19 protein-coding genes are annotated in these 16,128 nt (G+C 61.6%); 7 read left to right on the forward strand and 12 right to left on the reverse strand.

Annotated elements, in window-relative coordinates:
- Window positions 1–7: 7 nt before the first annotated feature.
- Window positions 8–334, reverse strand: coding sequence for an ElaB/YgaM/YqjD family protein (locus tag NKH98_RS02165; protein ID WP_254816582.1), 327 nt, complete (start codon window positions 332–334; stop codon window positions 8–10).
- Window positions 335–617: 283 nt separating this feature from the next.
- Here NKH98_RS02165 and NKH98_RS02170 point away from each other — a divergent pair, with 283 nt between their 5' ends.
- Complete coding sequence (locus NKH98_RS02170; protein ID WP_502894191.1) at window positions 618–938, forward strand: response regulator; 321 nt, start codon at window positions 618–620, stop codon at window positions 936–938.
- Between the two features lie 29 nt (window positions 939–967).
- Here NKH98_RS02170 and NKH98_RS02175 read toward each other — a convergent pair whose 3' ends face one another.
- Together NKH98_RS02175 and NKH98_RS02180 are read right to left on the reverse strand one after the other, a co-directional pair.
- Window positions 968–1,519 (reverse strand): sigma-70 family RNA polymerase sigma factor, encoded by a 552-nt coding sequence (locus NKH98_RS02175; RefSeq protein ID WP_023678544.1) that lies wholly within the window; start codon window positions 1,517–1,519, stop codon window positions 968–970.
- Between the two features lie 3 nt (window positions 1,520–1,522).
- The gene (locus NKH98_RS02180) at window positions 1,523–1,726 is read right to left on the reverse strand and encodes a NepR family anti-sigma factor (RefSeq protein WP_023678543.1); all 204 of its coding nucleotides are present in this window, start codon (window positions 1,724–1,726) and stop codon (window positions 1,523–1,525) included.
- Between the two features lie 216 nt (window positions 1,727–1,942).
- Here NKH98_RS02180 and NKH98_RS02185 point away from each other — a divergent pair, with 216 nt between their 5' ends.
- The 5 genes from NKH98_RS02185 to NKH98_RS02210 all read left to right on the forward strand — a co-directional run bounded on the left by NKH98_RS02185 (window position 1,943) and on the right by NKH98_RS02210 (window position 5,257).
- Entirely contained in the window at window positions 1,943–2,737 is a 795-nt protein-coding gene (locus NKH98_RS02185; protein WP_352476204.1) for a response regulator, read from the forward strand.
- Window positions 2,738–2,976: 239 nt separating this feature from the next.
- A complete protein-coding gene (locus tag NKH98_RS02190) occupies window positions 2,977–3,141 on the forward strand; it encodes a DUF1328 domain-containing protein (protein WP_023678541.1) in 165 nt (54 codons plus the stop codon).
- A gap of 191 nt (window positions 3,142–3,332) precedes the next feature.
- Window positions 3,333–4,367 carry a sensor histidine kinase gene (locus NKH98_RS02195; protein ID WP_352896386.1) on the forward strand — a complete coding sequence of 345 codons (1,035 nt, stop codon included), beginning with the start codon at window positions 3,333–3,335 and terminating at the stop codon, window positions 4,365–4,367.
- 130 nt (window positions 4,368–4,497) lie between these two features.
- On the forward strand, window positions 4,498–4,668 hold the full coding sequence (locus NKH98_RS02200) for a hypothetical protein (RefSeq protein WP_352476202.1): 171 nt from the start codon (window positions 4,498–4,500) through the stop codon (window positions 4,666–4,668).
- Between the two features lie 343 nt (window positions 4,669–5,011).
- Window positions 5,012–5,257 (forward strand): YMGG-like glycine zipper-containing protein, encoded by a 246-nt coding sequence (locus NKH98_RS02210; RefSeq protein WP_006328050.1) that lies wholly within the window; start codon window positions 5,012–5,014, stop codon window positions 5,255–5,257.
- A 97-nt stretch (window positions 5,258–5,354) separates the two neighbouring features.
- Here the strand turns inward: NKH98_RS02210 and NKH98_RS02215 are convergent, their stop codons facing one another.
- The 4 genes from NKH98_RS02215 to xylF form a co-directional block, all read right to left on the reverse strand.
- Entirely contained in the window at window positions 5,355–6,977 is a 1,623-nt protein-coding gene (locus NKH98_RS02215) for a CHASE domain-containing protein (protein ID WP_352896389.1), read from the reverse strand.
- Window positions 6,978–7,106: 129 nt separating this feature from the next.
- Window positions 7,107–7,907 (reverse strand): ATP-binding cassette domain-containing protein, encoded by an 801-nt coding sequence (locus NKH98_RS02220; protein WP_352704331.1) that lies wholly within the window; start codon window positions 7,905–7,907, stop codon window positions 7,107–7,109.
- 15 nt (window positions 7,908–7,922) lie between these two features.
- Window positions 7,923–9,287 carry a sugar ABC transporter permease gene (locus NKH98_RS02225; RefSeq protein WP_352896777.1) on the reverse strand — a complete coding sequence of 455 codons (1,365 nt, stop codon included), beginning with the start codon at window positions 9,285–9,287 and terminating at the stop codon, window positions 7,923–7,925.
- Between the two features lie 142 nt (window positions 9,288–9,429).
- On the reverse strand, window positions 9,430–10,470 hold the full coding sequence (gene xylF, locus NKH98_RS02230) for a D-xylose ABC transporter substrate-binding protein (protein ID WP_352896779.1): 1,041 nt from the start codon (window positions 10,468–10,470) through the stop codon (window positions 9,430–9,432).
- A 285-nt stretch (window positions 10,471–10,755) separates the two neighbouring features.
- Here xylF and NKH98_RS02235 point away from each other — a divergent pair, with 285 nt between their 5' ends.
- Window positions 10,756–12,000: an ROK family protein gene (locus tag NKH98_RS02235; protein ID WP_352896393.1), complete on the forward strand. Its 1,245-nt coding sequence runs from the start codon at window positions 10,756–10,758 to the stop codon at window positions 11,998–12,000.
- A 9-nt stretch (window positions 12,001–12,009) separates the two neighbouring features.
- Here NKH98_RS02235 and phoB read toward each other — a convergent pair whose 3' ends face one another.
- The 5 genes from phoB to pstC are packed head-to-tail and all read right to left on the reverse strand — an operon-like array spanning window position 12,010 to window position 16,100.
- Window positions 12,010–12,699 carry a phosphate regulon transcriptional regulator PhoB gene (phoB, locus tag NKH98_RS02240; RefSeq protein WP_031212149.1) on the reverse strand — a complete coding sequence of 230 codons (690 nt, stop codon included), beginning with the start codon at window positions 12,697–12,699 and terminating at the stop codon, window positions 12,010–12,012.
- A 16-nt stretch (window positions 12,700–12,715) separates the two neighbouring features.
- Entirely contained in the window at window positions 12,716–13,423 is a 708-nt protein-coding gene (gene phoU / locus NKH98_RS02245; protein ID WP_254816572.1) for a phosphate signaling complex protein PhoU, read from the reverse strand.
- Between the two features lie 32 nt (window positions 13,424–13,455).
- On the reverse strand, window positions 13,456–14,259 hold the full coding sequence (gene pstB / locus NKH98_RS02250) for a phosphate ABC transporter ATP-binding protein PstB (protein ID WP_254816571.1): 804 nt from the start codon (window positions 14,257–14,259) through the stop codon (window positions 13,456–13,458).
- The gene (gene pstA / locus NKH98_RS02255; RefSeq protein ID WP_352896396.1) at window positions 14,256–15,107 is read right to left on the reverse strand and encodes a phosphate ABC transporter permease PstA; all 852 of its coding nucleotides are present in this window, start codon (window positions 15,105–15,107) and stop codon (window positions 14,256–14,258) included. The genes pstB and pstA overlap by 4 nt, the downstream gene beginning before the upstream one ends.
- Window positions 15,108–15,110: 3 nt before the next feature.
- Complete coding sequence (gene pstC / locus NKH98_RS02260) at window positions 15,111–16,100, reverse strand: phosphate ABC transporter permease subunit PstC (RefSeq protein WP_254816570.1); 990 nt, start codon at window positions 16,098–16,100, stop codon at window positions 15,111–15,113.
- Window positions 16,101–16,128 lie beyond the last annotated feature (28 nt).

Raw genomic sequence — 16,128 nt, forward strand, 5'->3', positions numbered from 1 at the left:
TGCAGAACTAGCGGCGCGCGAGAAGCGCGAAGAGGAATCCGACGCCTGCGGCGATCGCCAGCGAAGTCACCGGTTTTTCGCGCATATGCGCTATCATCTGCGCCTCGATGTCCCTGGCGTTGGTGCGCAAGCTATCGAAGGCTGCCTCGCCCTGGGTTCGCAACTGCTCGACGCTTTCGGCGGCGACTCGCCGCGCTGCCCCGTAGCCATGTTCGCCAGTTTTGGCCAACAGCTTGGTAAGTTGATCGATGTCGGCCTTCAATTGTGCGATGTCGGCCTCAATATCGGAATTCGTGCGGGCTTCGTTCCCGGCCTTACCTGCGGCAGTCGCCATTGCTTCACTCTCCATGATTTTGCTCGGTCGAAACGCCCGACAGACCCCAAGGTTCCGGCGCGAACCTCTTCTAACCCTATCTCCGGCAGCGCGCGTTGCAAATGCCTCGCATGGGCCGAGGCCGACGCATCCGCGCCGGCACGTCTTTTTTAAATGACAGCATGCCAAATAACGATCATGACTTCCCTCGTTTCACGATACGCATTTAAGGAGATATTGCTGCGTGCGCGCATCACTTGACGGTTTGCGGATTCTTATCCTGGAAGATGAGTTCCTGATTGCCATGGATATCGAGCAGCTTTGCCGCGACTACGGCGCGCTCAATGTGGTCATCGCCCGTGATCTGACTGAGATCGAACAGCAAGACGTTGCCGCGCAGTTCGATGTCGCCATAGTCGACCTCATGCTGAGCGGCGTTTCGACGCTCCAATTTGCTTCGCGGCTGCGTGAAGCGGGCATCCCGTTCGTCTTCGCCTCCGGCTATTCGGATACGAACGAGATCAAGAAATCCTTTCCCGGCGTCAGACTGGTCACCAAGCCTTATTCGGGAGACGATCTCGTCGAGGCAGTGGCGGCGGCCTGCAGGCGAACGCCTCTCCGCTGAGGCGCGGAGCGGTTCGAACACGCCGCGCTTCACGCAGCCGTCGACCCGGTTACCTGAGCCGAAATTGCGTCCGGGCCATACTCGTCTTCACCAGAGATCTTCAGGATTTCCTGCAGCCGTGTGCGGGCGCGGCTGACGCGGCTCTTGATCGTTCCGACGGCGCAGCCGCAGATCTCGGCCGCTTCCTCGTAGGAGAAGCCCGACGCGCCGATGAGGATAATGGCTTCGCGCTGGTCTTCTGGCAGCAATTCGAGCGCGCCGCGAAAGTCTTCGAGGTCAAGCTGGCCGTGCTGGGCCGGGTGAACGGCAAGCCTGGCCGTCATGACGCCATCGCTGTCCTGCACCTCGCGGCCGCGCTTGCGCATCTGCGAATAGAATTCGTTGCGCAAGATCGTGAACAGCCATGCCTTCAGATTGGTGCCGGGCTGGAAGCTTTCATGCTTGTCCCAGGCCTTGACCAATGTTTCCTGCACCAGGTCGTCGGCCTTGTCGGCGTTTTGCGTCAGCGACACGGCAAAAGCCCGCAGGCTCGGGATCGAGCCGAGCAAGTCGGTCTTGAAGCCCTGGGAGACGGCCGCCATGCCTCAGTCCTTCTTTTGTACAGGTTCGGCCTTTTCCAACTGGCTGAGCAGTTGGGCGAAGCGATCCGGCACATTGTCGGAGACCAGCTCGTCGTAGTATTGTTTGAGTTTGCGACCGATTTCCGAGTTCGGCCCAAGCGGGTCGCGGGAAGCAGCCCGGCGCCCGTTGCCAACGCCACCCATGGTAGCTTTCGTCATGTTCTTCATTCGCCCTTTTGTCCCAGCCTTAAAGCCGCCCTTCAACACATAACGCAAGGCAAGCGGCAGCCTCGTCTGGTTGCCCAACCCGCCCTTAAACGCCAGCCCATATACTTAGTTCCGCATGATCGGAACTTTTTCGCAGAACCTGCGTTTTCAACCTTGGGCCCTGCGAACCGTTTTTAGCTGTAACATGCATCACGTCATATGAGGGAGACGTCCAATATGAGCCTATCAGCAACCATCGCTCCGCACTTGCCGTTCCTGCGTCGCTTCTCGCGCGCTGTATCCGGTTCGCAGGAGAGCGGCGACGCGCTGGTCGCCGCAATGCTCGAGGCCATCATTGCCGATGTCGACATCTTTCCGAACGCATCGAACGACCGCATCGCGCTCTACAAGGTCTTTGCCAAGCTCTTCACCTCAGTGGCCATTCGCGTTCCGCAGGAGCATGCCCAGTCGGCATGGGAACAGCGTGCCGCGGCCAATCTGAATGCAATTGCGCCTCGTCCCCGCCAAGCCTTTCTGCTGGTCGCGGTTGAAGGCTTCAGCGAAGACGAGGCGGCGGAGATTCTCGACGTCGACGAACAGGAATTCTCCGAACTTCTCGCGCAGGCGAGCAACGAGATCTCCCGCCAGGTGGCAACCGATGTGCTGATCATCGAGGATGAGCCGCTGATCGCCATGGATATCGAGGAAATGGTCGAAAGCCTCGGCCACCGCGTCGTCGGAACGGCGCGCACCCACGCCGAGGCGGTGGCGATGTTCGGCAAGACGCGGCCAAAGATGGTGCTTGCCGATATTCAGCTTGCTGACGGCAGTTCGGGCATCGCGGCCGTCAATGAGATCCTGTCGTCCACCTCGGTGCCGGTGATCTTCATCACCGCCTTTCCCGAGCGCCTGCTCACCGGCGAGCGGCCGGAACCGGCTTTCCTCGTTACCAAGCCGTTCAACCCGGATATGGTCAAGGCTCTTATCAGCCAGGCCCTGTTCTTTGACCGGCACGCCAAAGCCGCGGCATAAACAGCGAGCGGCCGAATTGCCGCCGCCAGGGTGTGGGATAGCCACTCCTCTTGAACCAGATGGGGCGTGACGCCGGCTTAACACACGACAGCCGACTGCTGCCGAACCTGGCGAGGACCTTTTCGCACACATCGCAGCAATTCGGGCCGCAACGATTTTCAGCATCGTCTTTTTCGGGAAATGGTGGAACAAACGGAGGCGAATCACGTTTTCACCGCAGCATTGGAAGGAGATGGATCATGCTTTACTGGGCGCTCGTATTTCTAGTCGTGGCGATTATCGCCGGTGCGCTTGGTTTCGGCGGCATCGCTGGCACCTCGGCCGGCATAGCGCAGATATTGTTCTTCATCTTTCTCGCCTTCCTGATCATATCGCTAATTGCCGGCCTGATCAGACGGGCGTGAATGCGAAGCGGCCATTCAAGCGAACACTGGAAGCCGCACCCCTCAAACGGTTTCCAGCCACCGCCGGGCAGTGTCCTCCAACGGGATGCCGCTCGGCGGACCGCTTTTTAGGGCTTGATCCGCAGCTCCTCCTTTTGGAACCCATTTTTCCCTGAGCCGTTCAGCCCGACGTGGGTTGAGCAAATTGACCGATGCGTTCCAGAGTCGGAAAAATGAAAGACCGCGGCCAGAGTGATGAGATCATCGCTCCGCATCCCGCCGAAAGCGGAATGCAGCTTGGCCGAGCCCTTCTTCACGCTTTGCACAATGCCGGGGTTTCCGTTCTATACCAAGATCGCGAGATGAAAACTGTGTGGGCGCGCAACATGCGCGCACCATGGACTTCCGATGCCTCCGACAACAACGGCATCTTGCCGCCGGCGCAGGCAGAGCGTATCGGCGCTGCCAAGCACGACGTCATCGTCTCCGGCAATCCTCAACATCTCGAACTCAGCGTGCCGGCCGATGATGGCGCCCGCTGGTTTCAGGTGTGGATCGACGCCGACCGCAGCGACACCGGCGCGGTGCAGGGCATCGTGACCACGATGGTCGAAACAACCGAGCAGAAACGCCGGGAGCAGACGCTGAAGGCGCTGCTGCGTGAAGTCAGTCATCGCTCCAAGAACCTTTTGGCCATCATCCAGAGCATTGCCACCCAGACGGGCCGTTATTCCGGCAGCATTGACGATTTCCTGACGCGTTTCCGGGGCCGATTGCAGTCGCTGGCCTCCTCGCAGGACCTGGTCACGTCATCCAACTGGCGGGGCGCAGCGCTGCGCGAGCTGGTTTCCGGTCAGGTCGGCAGGTACGGCGCGGACCCCGTACACAGCCTGCGTTTCCGCGGCGCAAATCCATATCTCAACCCCAATGCCGCCTTGCACATCGGCTTGGCCATGCATGAGCTCGCCCTCAATTCGGTCAGCTATGGCGCGCTGTCGCGCAGCGACGGTTTCGTCGAGGTGACGGCGGATCTGACGGCAGCTTCCGCTGGCGAGCCTGCGCTGTCGCTGACATGGGCAGAGGCGATCGGAGCCAATGACAATCAGCGCAGCGAGAAGCGTTTTGGCAGCGTCGCGCTTGAACGCGTCGTACCCACATCGTTGAATGGAACGGCGACACTTGAGATCACCGGGAACCGCCTCGAATACCGCCTTGTCGTTCCTCACGGCAATTTCGAGACGGATTGAACGAACGGCGGCCGCCGCGAGAAGGGTTCTGCGCATCGCCAACTTTAACCGACTGTTCACCATAAAGTCCGATCCTGTCCGACGTGTCGATCCATCGATTGAGTTTGGCACGAAATGAAAGGAATGGGCCTTGACGGCTGCCGACTTGAACAGACTGGAACAGGCCGCTCGTGTCTCGATGGGCGGTTTTCAGGATCCCGAAGCGTCCGCAGCGCCCGCGCCTCGTGCTTCGCCCCTCCGCTTCGCCGCCGTCGCGCTTATGGCCGCGATCGTCCTGACCGCCGCGTCCCAGCTGATCTGATCGAGCTCGCCTCTGCTTGATCGCTTTGAAACCACTGCCCGAGTACTCGGCCGCGCATTCGCGGTCACCGACCTGCAAGGCCAAGCCCAACATCTCGTCGCCAAATGCCTTGCCGTCGATCCGGCGCTCGAGGACGACTATGACAGGATGGTCTGGAACGTGCGTCCCGACGGCACGCTCGATGCGTCCTTGGAGATTTCCGGGTTCGTGGTAGCATCGAACGGCGCACGCCCCGAAAAAGACTATCTTAATCAACAATGAAATCGTGCGGGCAAAGGCCGTACTTTCATGCTAAATGGCGGCTGGAGCTTATTAAAGTGAGGACAAAAGTGAGGATGACTTCATGCGGAAGATGATTATTGCCATGGTTGCCGTGGTTGCGGTCAGCGGCTGCACCACCACGGAAGAGAACGTGGGTATCGGCACTGTGGGCGGCGCGCTCATTGGTGGCGCTGTCGGCGGCGGCAAGGGTGCTTTGATCGGCGCCGGCGCTGGTGCGATTGGCGGTCTGCTGGTTCGCCGTCTGCAAAATGGCTACTGCCAATACAGAGATCGTCACGGCCGGATTTACACAGCTCGCTGCAACTAGTTTCGAGCTCCAGGCGAACAGCAAACGCGGAGGCAGGCCACCTGTCTCCGCGTTTGCACTTTAAAGCGCTGTTGCGACGCGGCCCGCGAGAGGCGTTTCAGGCCGGCAGCGGAACCTTGATTTCCACGTTCAAGCCATCTTCGCGAAAATCGCGCCTGATTGTGCCATGCAATTCGCGTGTGACGTTGAGATCGATCAGTCTGGTGCCAAAACCGCTCTTTGCCGGTGTCGTGAGCTTCTTCTGACCGGCCTCGCGCCAGTTGAGAGCCAATGTCCGGGTGCCGCCACGGGCTTCGAGCGACCAGTCGACCTTCAGCGCGCCGACTGAATTGCCGGCTTCGCCATGCTTCAGCGCGTTCGTCGCCAGTTCGTGAAAGACGAGGCCGAGTGCCTGCGTCGTCTTTTCATCGAGAAGAACCTGCGGTCCCGACAGCAGCCCTTCAGGAAGCTCACTGCCGAACACCTGGCCTAGCTCGATGCGCAGCAGGTCGCCGAGATCGGCTTTCTGCCAGCGTGAGCGCGTCAGCATGTCCTGGGAAGCCGCCATCGCCTGCAGCCGGGCCGAGAAAGAAGCCGAGAATTCCTGGACGTCGGTGGTGTGCGATGCTGTCTGGCGCGCGATTGCCAGCACCCGCGTGATCGAGTTCTTGATGCGATGCTTCATCTCCTGCAGCATCAGGTCTTTTTCCAGCAGGCTCTTTTCGGTCGTTTCGTGAAGCAGCGAGATCGCCTCATAGGCCCGCTCCTGATAGCGGGCCACCAGCGCGATGGCGCCCGCAAGCAGCAGTCCGAACAATCCGAGCATCACCGGGATGGCGCGCGAGGAAGGTTGCGAGAAAGCACTTGTCGGCCTGAACAGGACGACCCACGGCCGGCCGGCGACGGTGATCTTGCGGGTGACCAGCAGCCTGTCGCCGAGGGTCGAAACAGGGGGCGTTTCCGATTGGAACAGCAGGTTGTCGCTGTCAACTGTGCCGTCATAGATCTCGGTGTTGACCGGCAGCAATGGTGCCCGACTGAGCGCAGCCTGGAAGAGGTCACGGGCGCGGAAGGCCGCATAAAGGAAGCCGGCAGTCGAGGATCTCGTCGCGTTCACGGCGTCCGGCGCGGTTTCGACACTGAGCCGGACGAAGACGAGGAACCCGGTGAAGGTCTGCGCGGCACCCGTATCCTTGCCGAGCTGCACGAGCCCGCTGGCGTGCTGCTGATCGTCGGCCATCGCCTTTTCGATCGCCTCGCGCCGCGCCGGCCCGGTGAACATGTCGTAGCCGATGCTGGATTGGTTGGACGGATCCAGCGGTTCGAACAGCACGATGGGCGTACGCCACGGTAAGTTCGTGTCGGGGTAGATCGGATGGCTTGCGCCGTGATCGTGCAGGATGTCGCGCTCGACCGCCGCCTCGTTGCCAGTTTTCGCCAGGCGGAGGAAACCGATGCCGCGCAGGCCGGCGAAATTATTGTCGATGTCGAGCGCGTTGAAGAAGGCCTTGAACTCGCCTTGCGAGATACCGCCATTGCGCGCGTCGAACAGCGCTCGGGTCGAACGCAGCAGCGACAGGTCCAGGTCGATGCGGCTTTCGATCCGGTTAAGCGCGTCGTCCGCCGTCGCCTCGAATTTTATGCGGGCCGCCTCCTGGGTGGCAAAATAGGCGAAGCCCGCCATCGTCAGGCTGATCAGCGCGACGGCGATAAAAGCGACGGTCGGAAACAGCTTCTTCAATTGCTGATACGTCCCGTGGACGGTTCGGCATCTTTATGGGCAAGTCCCGACGCCAACACAATGCCCAGGCCAAAGCATGGTGACGGCTGGCACATTTTGGCGGCTTGTGATTAGCCGGCTAATTCTCGTTCATGCGGCGATCTTCAGCGCGCCCGGCCCCGGAATGGCGCCGGGTGGGCACTTGCCAAGGATGATCATGCCGAGCACTTCGTCCTGGGTGACGTCGGTTGTGCGCGCCGTGCCGACAACCCGACCGTTCTTCATGACGCAGACACGGTCGGCAAGCTCGAACACGTCGTGAATATCATGGCTGATCAGGAAGATGCCGATGCCGTCGGCCTTGAGCTGCTTGACCAGTTCGCCGACCTGCGCCGTCTCCTGCGGCCCGAGTGCCGCCGTCGGCTCGTCCATGATCAGGATGCGAGCATTGAACAGGATGGCGCGGGCGATCGCCACCGACTGCCGCTGGCCGCCCGAAAGCTTTACCACCGGCTCCTTGAAACGTTGGAAACGCGGATTGAGCCTGCCCATCACCTTGCGCGCCTCGGCCTCCATGGCGACGTCGTCGAGCGTACCCCAGCCGGTCATCAGCTCGCGGCCGAGAAACAGGTTGGCGGCCGCATCGACATTGTCGGCCAGCGCCAGCGTCTGATAGATCGTCTCGATGCCGTACTTCTTGGCGTCGCGGGGGTTGGAGATCGAAGCCTCCTCGCCATTGACGAAAATCTGGCCCGCATCGCGCTTGTAGGCGCCGGACAGGATTTTTATCAACGTCGATTTGCCGGCACCGTTGTGGCCGAGCAAAGCCATCACCTCGCCCGGGAAAAGATCGACCGAGGCATCGTCGACGGCGCGAATGCCGCCGAAGGCGATCGAGATGCTGCGCATGTCGATCAGCGGCGTGCCCGTGGGAGCGGTCTTGTCGGCCATGATCGTTCCTCCTCCCTAAATGCGTTTGCGATAGACGGTATCGAGCCAGACCGCGAGCACCAGCACGGCGCCGACGACGATGCTCTGAAGCGGTGAATCGATGCCGAGCAGCACCATGCCGGACTGCAGTGACTGCATCAAAAGTGCGCCGAGCATGGCGCCGAGCACCGTGCCGGAGCCGCCTGCAAGTGACGTGCCGCCGATGACCGCGGCGGCGATGACCAGCAGTTCGTCTAGCGTGCCCAGCGCATTGGTCGACGAGTTCTGCCTGGCTGACGAGATCGCCGCGGCGATCGTCGCCAGCACGCCCATGATCATGAACACCTTCATGGTCACCCAACGCGTGTTGATACCGGCAAGGTTGGCGGCTTCCGGATTGCCGCCGATGGCGAAGACATAGCGGCCGAAACGGGTACGCTTGGTGATGAAGGTCATGATCAGCCCGACGGCCACAGCCATCAGCACGGGTATGGCGATGCCATGGGCGATGAACAGCCCGCCTTCGGGAACCGTTATATTGTTGGCCGCCGCGTATCTGTTCACGATGCCGACTGGCCAAGGATAGGAATTGGCGAGCCATATGGCGCCCATGATGACAGCGCAGGTGAGGACACCGAGGAACGTCTCGGCCCAGATCGGGCGCAACGGAAAGCGGAACCGCTTGCGCTGCACCCGCCCGTTGAGCAGCATGAACACAACCGCCAGGCACGCGATAATTCCGACGATCCAGCTCCATCGCGCGCCGATCGAACCCGCCGGCCCACCGCCCATCAGCTGGAACGTGGCATCAAGCGGCGCAATCGTCTGACCGCTGGCGACCCACCATGCGGCACCCCGCCAGACCAGAAGGCCGCCCAGCGTCACGATGAAGGCCGGCACCTCGAGATAAGCGATGATGTATCCCTGGAACGCTCCGATAAGAAGGCCGAGCGCCAGGCCAATGGCCAGCGCCAGGATCCAGATCCAGGGGTTGCCGAGTTGCAGACCGATCATTCGCACCAAGAAATGCACCTGCGCAAAGCCCATGACCACGCCAATCAGGCCTTCGGCGGAACCGACCGACAGGTCGATATTGCGCATGACGATAACCAGCACCATTCCGGCGGCCATTATGGCCACGGCGGAAGTCTGCACCGAGAGGTTCCAGAGATTGCGTGGCGTCAGGAAGGTCCGGCTGTCGAAGTCGAACGGATTGACGCCGAGCCGTACGCTGGAAACGACATGCAGCCCGATCCAGATGACCAACAGCGCGCCGATCATGCCGGGCATACGGGTGTCGATCTCGGTTGCCTTGAGAAACCGGGCAACGATGCCGAGCTCGGATTCCCGCGCCCGGTCTGCCGTGCTGTCGACCGGCGTGTTGGAAGTCGTGTCGGTCATCATGTTTCTCCCGCCGGGTTGCCGTCTGCCGCGGATGCCGGAAGCAGCCTAGAAGTTATCCGCCGGAAGCGGAAAAACAATTCTTTTTGAAAAAACGCCGCGGCGAGCGGCCGCGGCGTTCGGGCTTCTCGGAAACGTCGGCTCAGTTGCAGACCGCAACAGTGCCAGCCGCCACACCGGCGCAGACCTCTTCTTTCTTGATCCAGCCGGCGTCGATGACGACGTTGAGGTTATCCTTGGTGATGGCGACCGGAGTCAGGAACAGCGACTTGACCGTGTTGCCGCCGGGCGTGGTGAAATCCTTCACGCCGGCAATGTCGGTCATCTGCTTGCCGTCGGCAAGCTGCGAGGCGATCTCGGCGGCGTTCTTACCGAGCTCGCGCGCGTCCTTCCACACCGACACGGTCTGTGTGCCAAGCGCGATGCGGTTCAGTGCGGCGTGGTCGCCGTCCTGGCCCGAGACCGGAACCGATCCGGCCAGCCCTTGCGCCGTCAGCGCGGCGACGACGCCACCGGCGGTGCCGTCATTGGCCGCGACCACGGCATCGACCTTGTTGTCGTTGGCGGTCAGGAACTGTTCCATGTTCTTCTGAGCGTTGGCCGGCAGCCAGCCGTCCGTATAGGCCTCGCCGACATTCTTGATCTTGCCGCTGTCGATGGCCTCCTTCAGCACCTCCATCGAACCGGCAAACAGGAAATCGGCATTCGGATCGGAACCCGAACCCTTGATGAAGACGTAATTGCCTTCCGGCTTCACCTTGAAGACTTCGCGGGCCTGCATGCGGCCGACTTCCTTGTTGTCGAAGGTCAGATAGAACACGTCCTTGTTCTCGATCAGCCGGTCATAGCCGACGACCGGGATGCCTTCGTCCAGTGCCTTCTGCACGGCCGGCCCGATGGCCGAGGCATCCTGTGCGAGGATGATCAGCGCATTGGCACCCTGCGAGATCAGGCTCTCGACGTCGGTGAGCTGCTTGCCGGGGTTGGACTGTGCGTCGGCAGAAATATACTTGTCGCCGGCGGCCTCGATGGCCGCCTTCATTGCGGCCTCGTCGGTCTTCCAGCGCTCTTCCTGGAAGTTCGACCAGGAAACGCCGATGACCTTGTCTTTCGCCTGCGCCACCGACCCCAGCGCCAGCGTGATGGCGACACCCGCCAGAATGGCGGTCGTGAATTTCTTCATCATATCCTCCCTGCGCCGCGTACGGCGTGACCAATTGGCTCAAAGACCAGCTTAGAAGCTCTAATTTTTTCGAGCCTCGAAAAAATACTGGCCCGATCTCCGGCTGCTGTCAACATCGATTGTGATGGATTTTGATGACTCTGCGAGTTTTTTCGAGCGTCGGAATAAACGATGACAGCGCCACCTGCATCTGACACTATTTGCCGCATCTGACACTATTTGTCGGACATTACCGACGGCTTCCGGTTCATGAGCGGCCGCGGCAACCGGGAGGAAAGCAAAACGATGTCCGTCGGAATCCGCCACGACGATTTGCGCCGGCGCAACCGGGCGATGGTGATCTCGGCGGTGCGCCGGGCTGGCCAGCCATCGCGTACGGAGATCGCAGCCACCACCGGCCTCAGTCATTCGACCATATCGGCGATCTCCTCCGACCTGATACGGGAAGGCATCCTCGCCGAGAGCAAGGCAAGTGAGCCCGTTTCGTTGAAACGCGGTCGTCCGCAGGTCGGCCTCGCCCTCAACCCGGAAGCGGCGGCGGTGCTGACCGTGGTGTTGTCACTGAATTTCCTGTCGGCCGCCATTATCGACTATGCGGGACAGGTGGTCGCCGAGGAACAGCGCCGGCTGGACACGCTGACCATGCCGCGCGACGAGCTGACCCGCGAATGCATGGCCATCGTCCGGCGCCGGCTTGAGGACCCAGACCTTGACGTCCGCAGTGTCGCCCGCATCGCCCTGGCGATTCAGGGCATTACCGACTCCCCTGCACGCGCCATGCTGTGGTCGCCGATCACGCCGCAGACGGACATCGCCTTTGCCGACATGCTGGAGGACGAATTCGGCATCCCGGCCACGGTGGAGAACGACTGCAATATGATGGCGGTGGCTTTGCGCTGGCGCAATCCGGATCGCTATCGCGACGACTTCATCGCCATCCTGCTTTCGCATGGCATCGGTATGGGGCTTGTGCTGAAGGGCGAACTGTTCACCGGGACGCATTCCTCGGGCGGCGAATTTGGCCACATGATCCATCGTCCGGGCGGCGCGCTCTGCCGTTGCGGGCGGCGCGGCTGCATCGAAGCCTATGCCGGCAACTATGCCATCTGGCGCAACGCCAGGCAGATGAGCGAAGACAGCGAACCTATCGCCGACGTCAGCGACGCCGACATGCGCGCGCTGGCCGCCCGCGCGCGCGAGAAGGATGGGCCGGAACGCGAGGCCTACCGCAAGGCCGGCGAAGCGCTGGGTTTCGGTCTCGGCTCGCTGTTCGCGCTGATCGATCCGGCACCGGTCGCGATGGTCGGCGCCAGTGCCGCTGCCTTCGATCTGATCGAGCCGGCCTTGCGCAAGGCAATCGCCCAGACCGCCGGCGGCCAGCACTCGGGCTCGATCTCCTTCGATACCGAGCCGAACGAATTGCCGCTGATCCGCGAAGGCTGCGCGATGCGGGCGTTAAGCTTCGTCGACCAGGAGATTTTCGCGCCGGGCGCGCAAATGAGGCCCGGCGTCAGAAAGAACGTCGCCTGACCAGGCGGGTCAATCTTCCCTGATCGCATAGCCGGCACCGCGGATGGTGCGGATGACATCCGGCATGCGGCCGTTATTGACGGCTTTGCGCAGCCGCCCGACATGGACGTCGACGGTGCGTTCGTCGATATAGATCGTCTCGCCCCAGACATTATCGAGCAACTGGCTACGCGAGAAGACGCGGCCCGGATGCCGCATCATGAACTCGAGCAGCCGGAATTCGGTCGGCCCGAGTCGGATCTCGCTCTTCTTGCGATAGACCCTGTGCGATTCGCGATCGAGCACGATGTCGCCGACCTTCAGCACGCTGGACAGCACTTCCGGCTTGGCGCGCCGCAGCAGCGCCTTGACCCTGGCCATGAATTCCGGCGTCGAAAACGGTTTGACGAGATAGTCGTCGGCGCCGGTCGAAAGACCGCGCACCCGATCGCTCTCCTCGCCGCGCGCGGTCAGCATGATGATCGGCAGCCGCTCGGTTTCGGGGCGCACGCGCAACCGGCGGCAGAGCTCGATGCCGGAAACCGCCGGTATCATCCAGTCGAGCACCAGAAGGTCGGGCACATTCTCCTGCAAACGGATCTCGGCTTCGTCGCCGCGTGTCACCACCTCGACCTGGTAGCCTTCGGATTCGAGATTGTAGCGGAGCAGCACGCCCAACGGCTCCTCGTCCTCCACCACCATTATGCGTGGTGCGATCATCGGCTGGGCACCCCCATCATGTCACCGGCGCCGACATTGTCGTTTCGTCCTGCTTCGGACGATTGACCGGCAATTGTTCGCCGGTCAGCACATAATACGCATTTTCGGCGATGTTGGTGACATGGTCGCCGATCCGCTCGAGATTCTTGGCGCAGAACAGCAGATGCGTGCAAGCAGTGATGTTGCGCGGATCTTCCATCATGTAGGTTAACAGCTCGCGGAACACGGACGTGTATTTGACGTCGATACGCTCGTCGGCGGCGCGCAGCTTGGCCAAGGCGGCCGCATCGCCTGCAGCATACTCCTCGATGACGCCCTGCACCTGGATGAGCACTAGCTGCGCCATCGCATCGATGGAATGCGATAGGTCGCGCGGCGTGACGCTGAGGCCGACCGCGCTCACACGCTTGGCGATATTCTTGGCAAGGTCGCCGATGCGTTCGAGGTCGCCGGCCATGCGGATCGCTCCGACGACATGGCGCAGATCGTGAGCCATTGGCTGGCGCTTGGCGATCAGGGTGATGGCGCGATCGTCCAGTTCGCGTTGACGCGCATCCATGATGGCGTCGTCGGAGACGACGCGTTGCGCCAGCACGTTGTCGGAATTCAACAGGGCCTTGGTCGCCCCGCCGACCATCGAACCGGCGAGGTCGGCCATGTCGCGGATCAGCTTGCTGATCTGCTCGAGATCCTCGTCGAAAGAAGCGACTGTGTGTTCGCCCATGGTCCTGTCCTCATATGCATGATCGGAACGGCTCAGCCGAAGCGGCCGGTGATGTAGTCCTGCGTGCGCTTCTCGCGGGGCGACGTGAATATCTTCTCGGTCCGGTCGAACTCGACCAGTTCACCCAGATACATGAAGGCGGTCTGGCGCGACACGCGCGCCGCTTGCTGCATATTGTGGGTGACGATGACGATCGTGTAGTCGGCTTGCAATTCGTCGATCAGTTCCTCGATCTTGGCCGTCGACAGCGGGTCGAGGGCCGAAGCCGGTTCGTCGAGGAGAATGACTTCCGGCTTCACTGCCACGGTGCGGGCAATGCAGAGCCGCTGCTGCTGGCCGCCGGACAGGCTCAAGCCGCTGGCGTTTAGCTTGTCCTTGACCTCGCTCCACAGCGCGGCCCGCTTCAACGCTTGCTCGACGCGGCCGTCCATCTCGGACTTGCCGAGATTCTCGTAGAGCCTGACGCCGAAGGCTATGTTCTCGTAGATCGACATCGGGAACGGCGTCGGCTTCTGGAACACCATGCCGATCTTTGTCCTGAGGAGGTTGAGATCCTGCGACCGGTCGAGAATGTTCTTGCCGTCAAGCAGCACCTGGCCCTCGGCGGTCTGTTTCGGGTAGAGCTCGTAGATGCGGTTGAAGACGCGCAGCAGCGTCGATTTCCCGCAACCCGAAGGGCCGATGAAGGCCGTGACGCTGCGCTCGGGCAGCGACAGGCTGATGTCTTTCAGCGCCTTGCTCTGGCCGTAGTAGAAGTTGAGGTTCTTGACCTCGATCTTCGTCTTCTCGGTGACCGTTTCGGTCATCGTCATGTCCGGGGACAACATCTGTGTCATCTGTCCTCTCTGCGTCCGGTAAGGCTGCGGGCGAGGATGCTCAAGCCCAGAACCGTCAGGGTGATTATGAGTGCGCCGGTCCACGCCAGTTGCTGCCATTCCTCGTAAGGGCTGAGAGCGAACTGGAAGATGGTCACCGGCAGGCTGGCCATCGGCGCGTTGATATTACTGCTCCAGAACTGGTTGTTGAGCGCGGTGAAGAGCAGCGGCGCCGTCTCGCCAGAAATGCGTGCTATCGCCAGCAATATGCCGGTGACGATGCCGGACAATGCGGCGCGGTAGGCGACCGAACGGATCACCACCCAGCGTGGCGCGCCGATCGCGGCACCGGCTTCACGCAACGCGTTCGGCACCAGGTTGAGCATGTCTTCAGTGGTGCGCACGACCACCGGAATGACCAGGATGGCAAGCGCCACGGCGCCGGCAATGGCCGAGAAATGTCCCATTGGCCGCACCATCAATTCATAGACGAACAAGCCGATGATGATCGACGGCGCCGACAACAGGATGTCGTTGATGAAGCGGACGACGGTGGTGATGCGCGAAAAGCGTCCATACTCGGCCATGTAGGTTCCCGCCAGCACGCCGATCGGCGTGCCGACGACAACGGCGATGATCGTCATCAGCAGGCTGCCCGCGATGGCATTGAGCAGGCCGCCGGCTTCGCCCGGTGGTGGCGTCATCTCGATGAAGACCGCGAACGAAAGCCCGGCTGTGCCCTTATAGACCAACGCACCGAGAATGAGCGCCAGCCAGGCAAGTCCGATGCCGGCGGCGACGACGCAAAGCGCCATCATCACCGAATTCCTGGCTTTGCGGCGGCTGTGGAGCGATGAGGATGTCGACATTGGTCAGGCTCCCGTACGGGCGTCGATCCGCATCAGCATATAGCGGGCGGCGGCAAGGATCAGGAAGGTGATGACGAACAGGATCAGGCCGAGCGCGACCAGCGAGGAGGTGTAGAGGTCGCCGTCGGCCTCGGTAAATTCATTGGCGATGGTCGCCGAGATCGTCGTGCCCGGTGCGAACAGGGAGGCACTGATGCGATGCGCGTTGCCGATGACGAAAGTCACCGCCATGGTTTCGCCGAGTGCCCGGCCGAGGCCAAGCATGACGCCGCCCATGATGCCGATGCGGGTATAGGGAATGACCACGCGCCGGGTCACTTCCCAGGTCGTGCAACCGATGCCGTAGGCCGATTCCTTCAGCACCGCCGGCACCGTATCGAAGACATCCTTGGTGATCGAGGTGATGAAGGGCAACACCATTATGGCGAGGATCAGCGCCGAGGTCAGAAGGCCGATGCCGTAAGGAGGGCCGGCGAAAAGGCTGGATAGTCCCGGCACGCCGTGGAAGATGTTGATGATGAAGGGCTGTATCGTCGTCTGCAGGAATGGCGCGAACACGAACAGGCCCCAGATACCATAGATGATCGAGGGAATGCCGGCCAATAGCTCGACCGCTATGCCGATCGGGCGCCTGAGCGGGCGCGGGCAGAGCTCGGTGAGAAAGATCGCAATGCCGATGCCGATCGGAACCGCGATCAGGATGGCGATGGCCGCCGTTACCAGGGTGCCGTAGATCGGCGCCAGTGCGCCAAATTTTTCCGTGACCGGATTCCAGCTCTCAGTCGTCAGGAAAGAAAAGCCGAAGGACGACAGCGCCTGCCATGAGCCGGCAAACAGCGAGATCGCGACACCGCCGAGGATGACCAGCACAAGGATTGCGGAAGCGCGGGTGAGTCCGCGAAATATGGCATCTGTGAGCGCGAAGCGCCGCACCGTAGCGTCCCTGGCCCGGGCTGCTGCAGATGATGGCATGGCATCGGAAGCGATGGTCATTGGGTCCTCGCGATTAAAGGCAACAGGG

It is taken from the genome of Mesorhizobium sp. M0833, assembly GCF_040319905.1.
Lineage (GTDB): Bacteria > Pseudomonadota > Alphaproteobacteria > Rhizobiales > Rhizobiaceae > Mesorhizobium.

Excerpts from the sequence above, each read along its gene's own strand:
- pstC (WP_254816570.1), bottom strand. The coding sequence starts at position 16,100 with ATGACCATCGCTTCCGATGCCATGCCATCATCTGCAGCAGCCCGGGCC.
- pstA (WP_352896396.1), bottom strand. The coding sequence starts at position 15,107 with ATGTCGACATCCTCATCGCTCCACAGCCGCCGCAAAGCCAGGAATTCG.
- NKH98_RS02170 (WP_502894191.1), top strand. The coding sequence starts at position 618 with ATGGATATCGAGCAGCTTTGCCGCGACTACGGCGCGCTCAATGTGGTC.
- xylF (WP_352896779.1), bottom strand. The coding sequence starts at position 10,470 with ATGAAGAAATTCACGACCGCCATTCTGGCGGGTGTCGCCATCACGCTG.
- NKH98_RS02225 (WP_352896777.1), bottom strand. The coding sequence starts at position 9,287 with ATGACCGACACGACTTCCAACACGCCGGTCGACAGCACGGCAGACCGG.
- NKH98_RS02185 (WP_352476204.1), top strand. The coding sequence starts at position 1,943 with ATGAGCCTATCAGCAACCATCGCTCCGCACTTGCCGTTCCTGCGTCGC.
- NKH98_RS02195 (WP_352896386.1), top strand. The coding sequence starts at position 3,333 with ATGCGTTCCAGAGTCGGAAAAATGAAAGACCGCGGCCAGAGTGATGAG.
- NKH98_RS02165 (WP_254816582.1), bottom strand. The coding sequence starts at position 334 with ATGGCGACTGCCGCAGGTAAGGCCGGGAACGAAGCCCGCACGAATTCC.
- phoU (WP_254816572.1), bottom strand. The coding sequence starts at position 13,423 with ATGGGCGAACACACAGTCGCTTCTTTCGACGAGGATCTCGAGCAGATC.
- NKH98_RS02190 (WP_023678541.1), top strand. The coding sequence starts at position 2,977 with ATGCTTTACTGGGCGCTCGTATTTCTAGTCGTGGCGATTATCGCCGGT.
- NKH98_RS02235 (WP_352896393.1), top strand. The coding sequence starts at position 10,756 with ATGTCCGTCGGAATCCGCCACGACGATTTGCGCCGGCGCAACCGGGCG.
- pstB (WP_254816571.1), bottom strand. The coding sequence starts at position 14,259 with ATGACACAGATGTTGTCCCCGGACATGACGATGACCGAAACGGTCACC.
- NKH98_RS02220 (WP_352704331.1), bottom strand. The coding sequence starts at position 7,907 with ATGGCCGACAAGACCGCTCCCACGGGCACGCCGCTGATCGACATGCGC.
- NKH98_RS02175 (WP_023678544.1), bottom strand. The coding sequence starts at position 1,519 with ATGGCGGCCGTCTCCCAGGGCTTCAAGACCGACTTGCTCGGCTCGATC.
- phoB (WP_031212149.1), bottom strand. The coding sequence starts at position 12,699 with ATGATCGCACCACGCATAATGGTGGTGGAGGACGAGGAGCCGTTGGGC.
- NKH98_RS02210 (WP_006328050.1), top strand. The coding sequence starts at position 5,012 with ATGCGGAAGATGATTATTGCCATGGTTGCCGTGGTTGCGGTCAGCGGC.
- NKH98_RS02180 (WP_023678543.1), bottom strand. The coding sequence starts at position 1,726 with ATGAAGAACATGACGAAAGCTACCATGGGTGGCGTTGGCAACGGGCGC.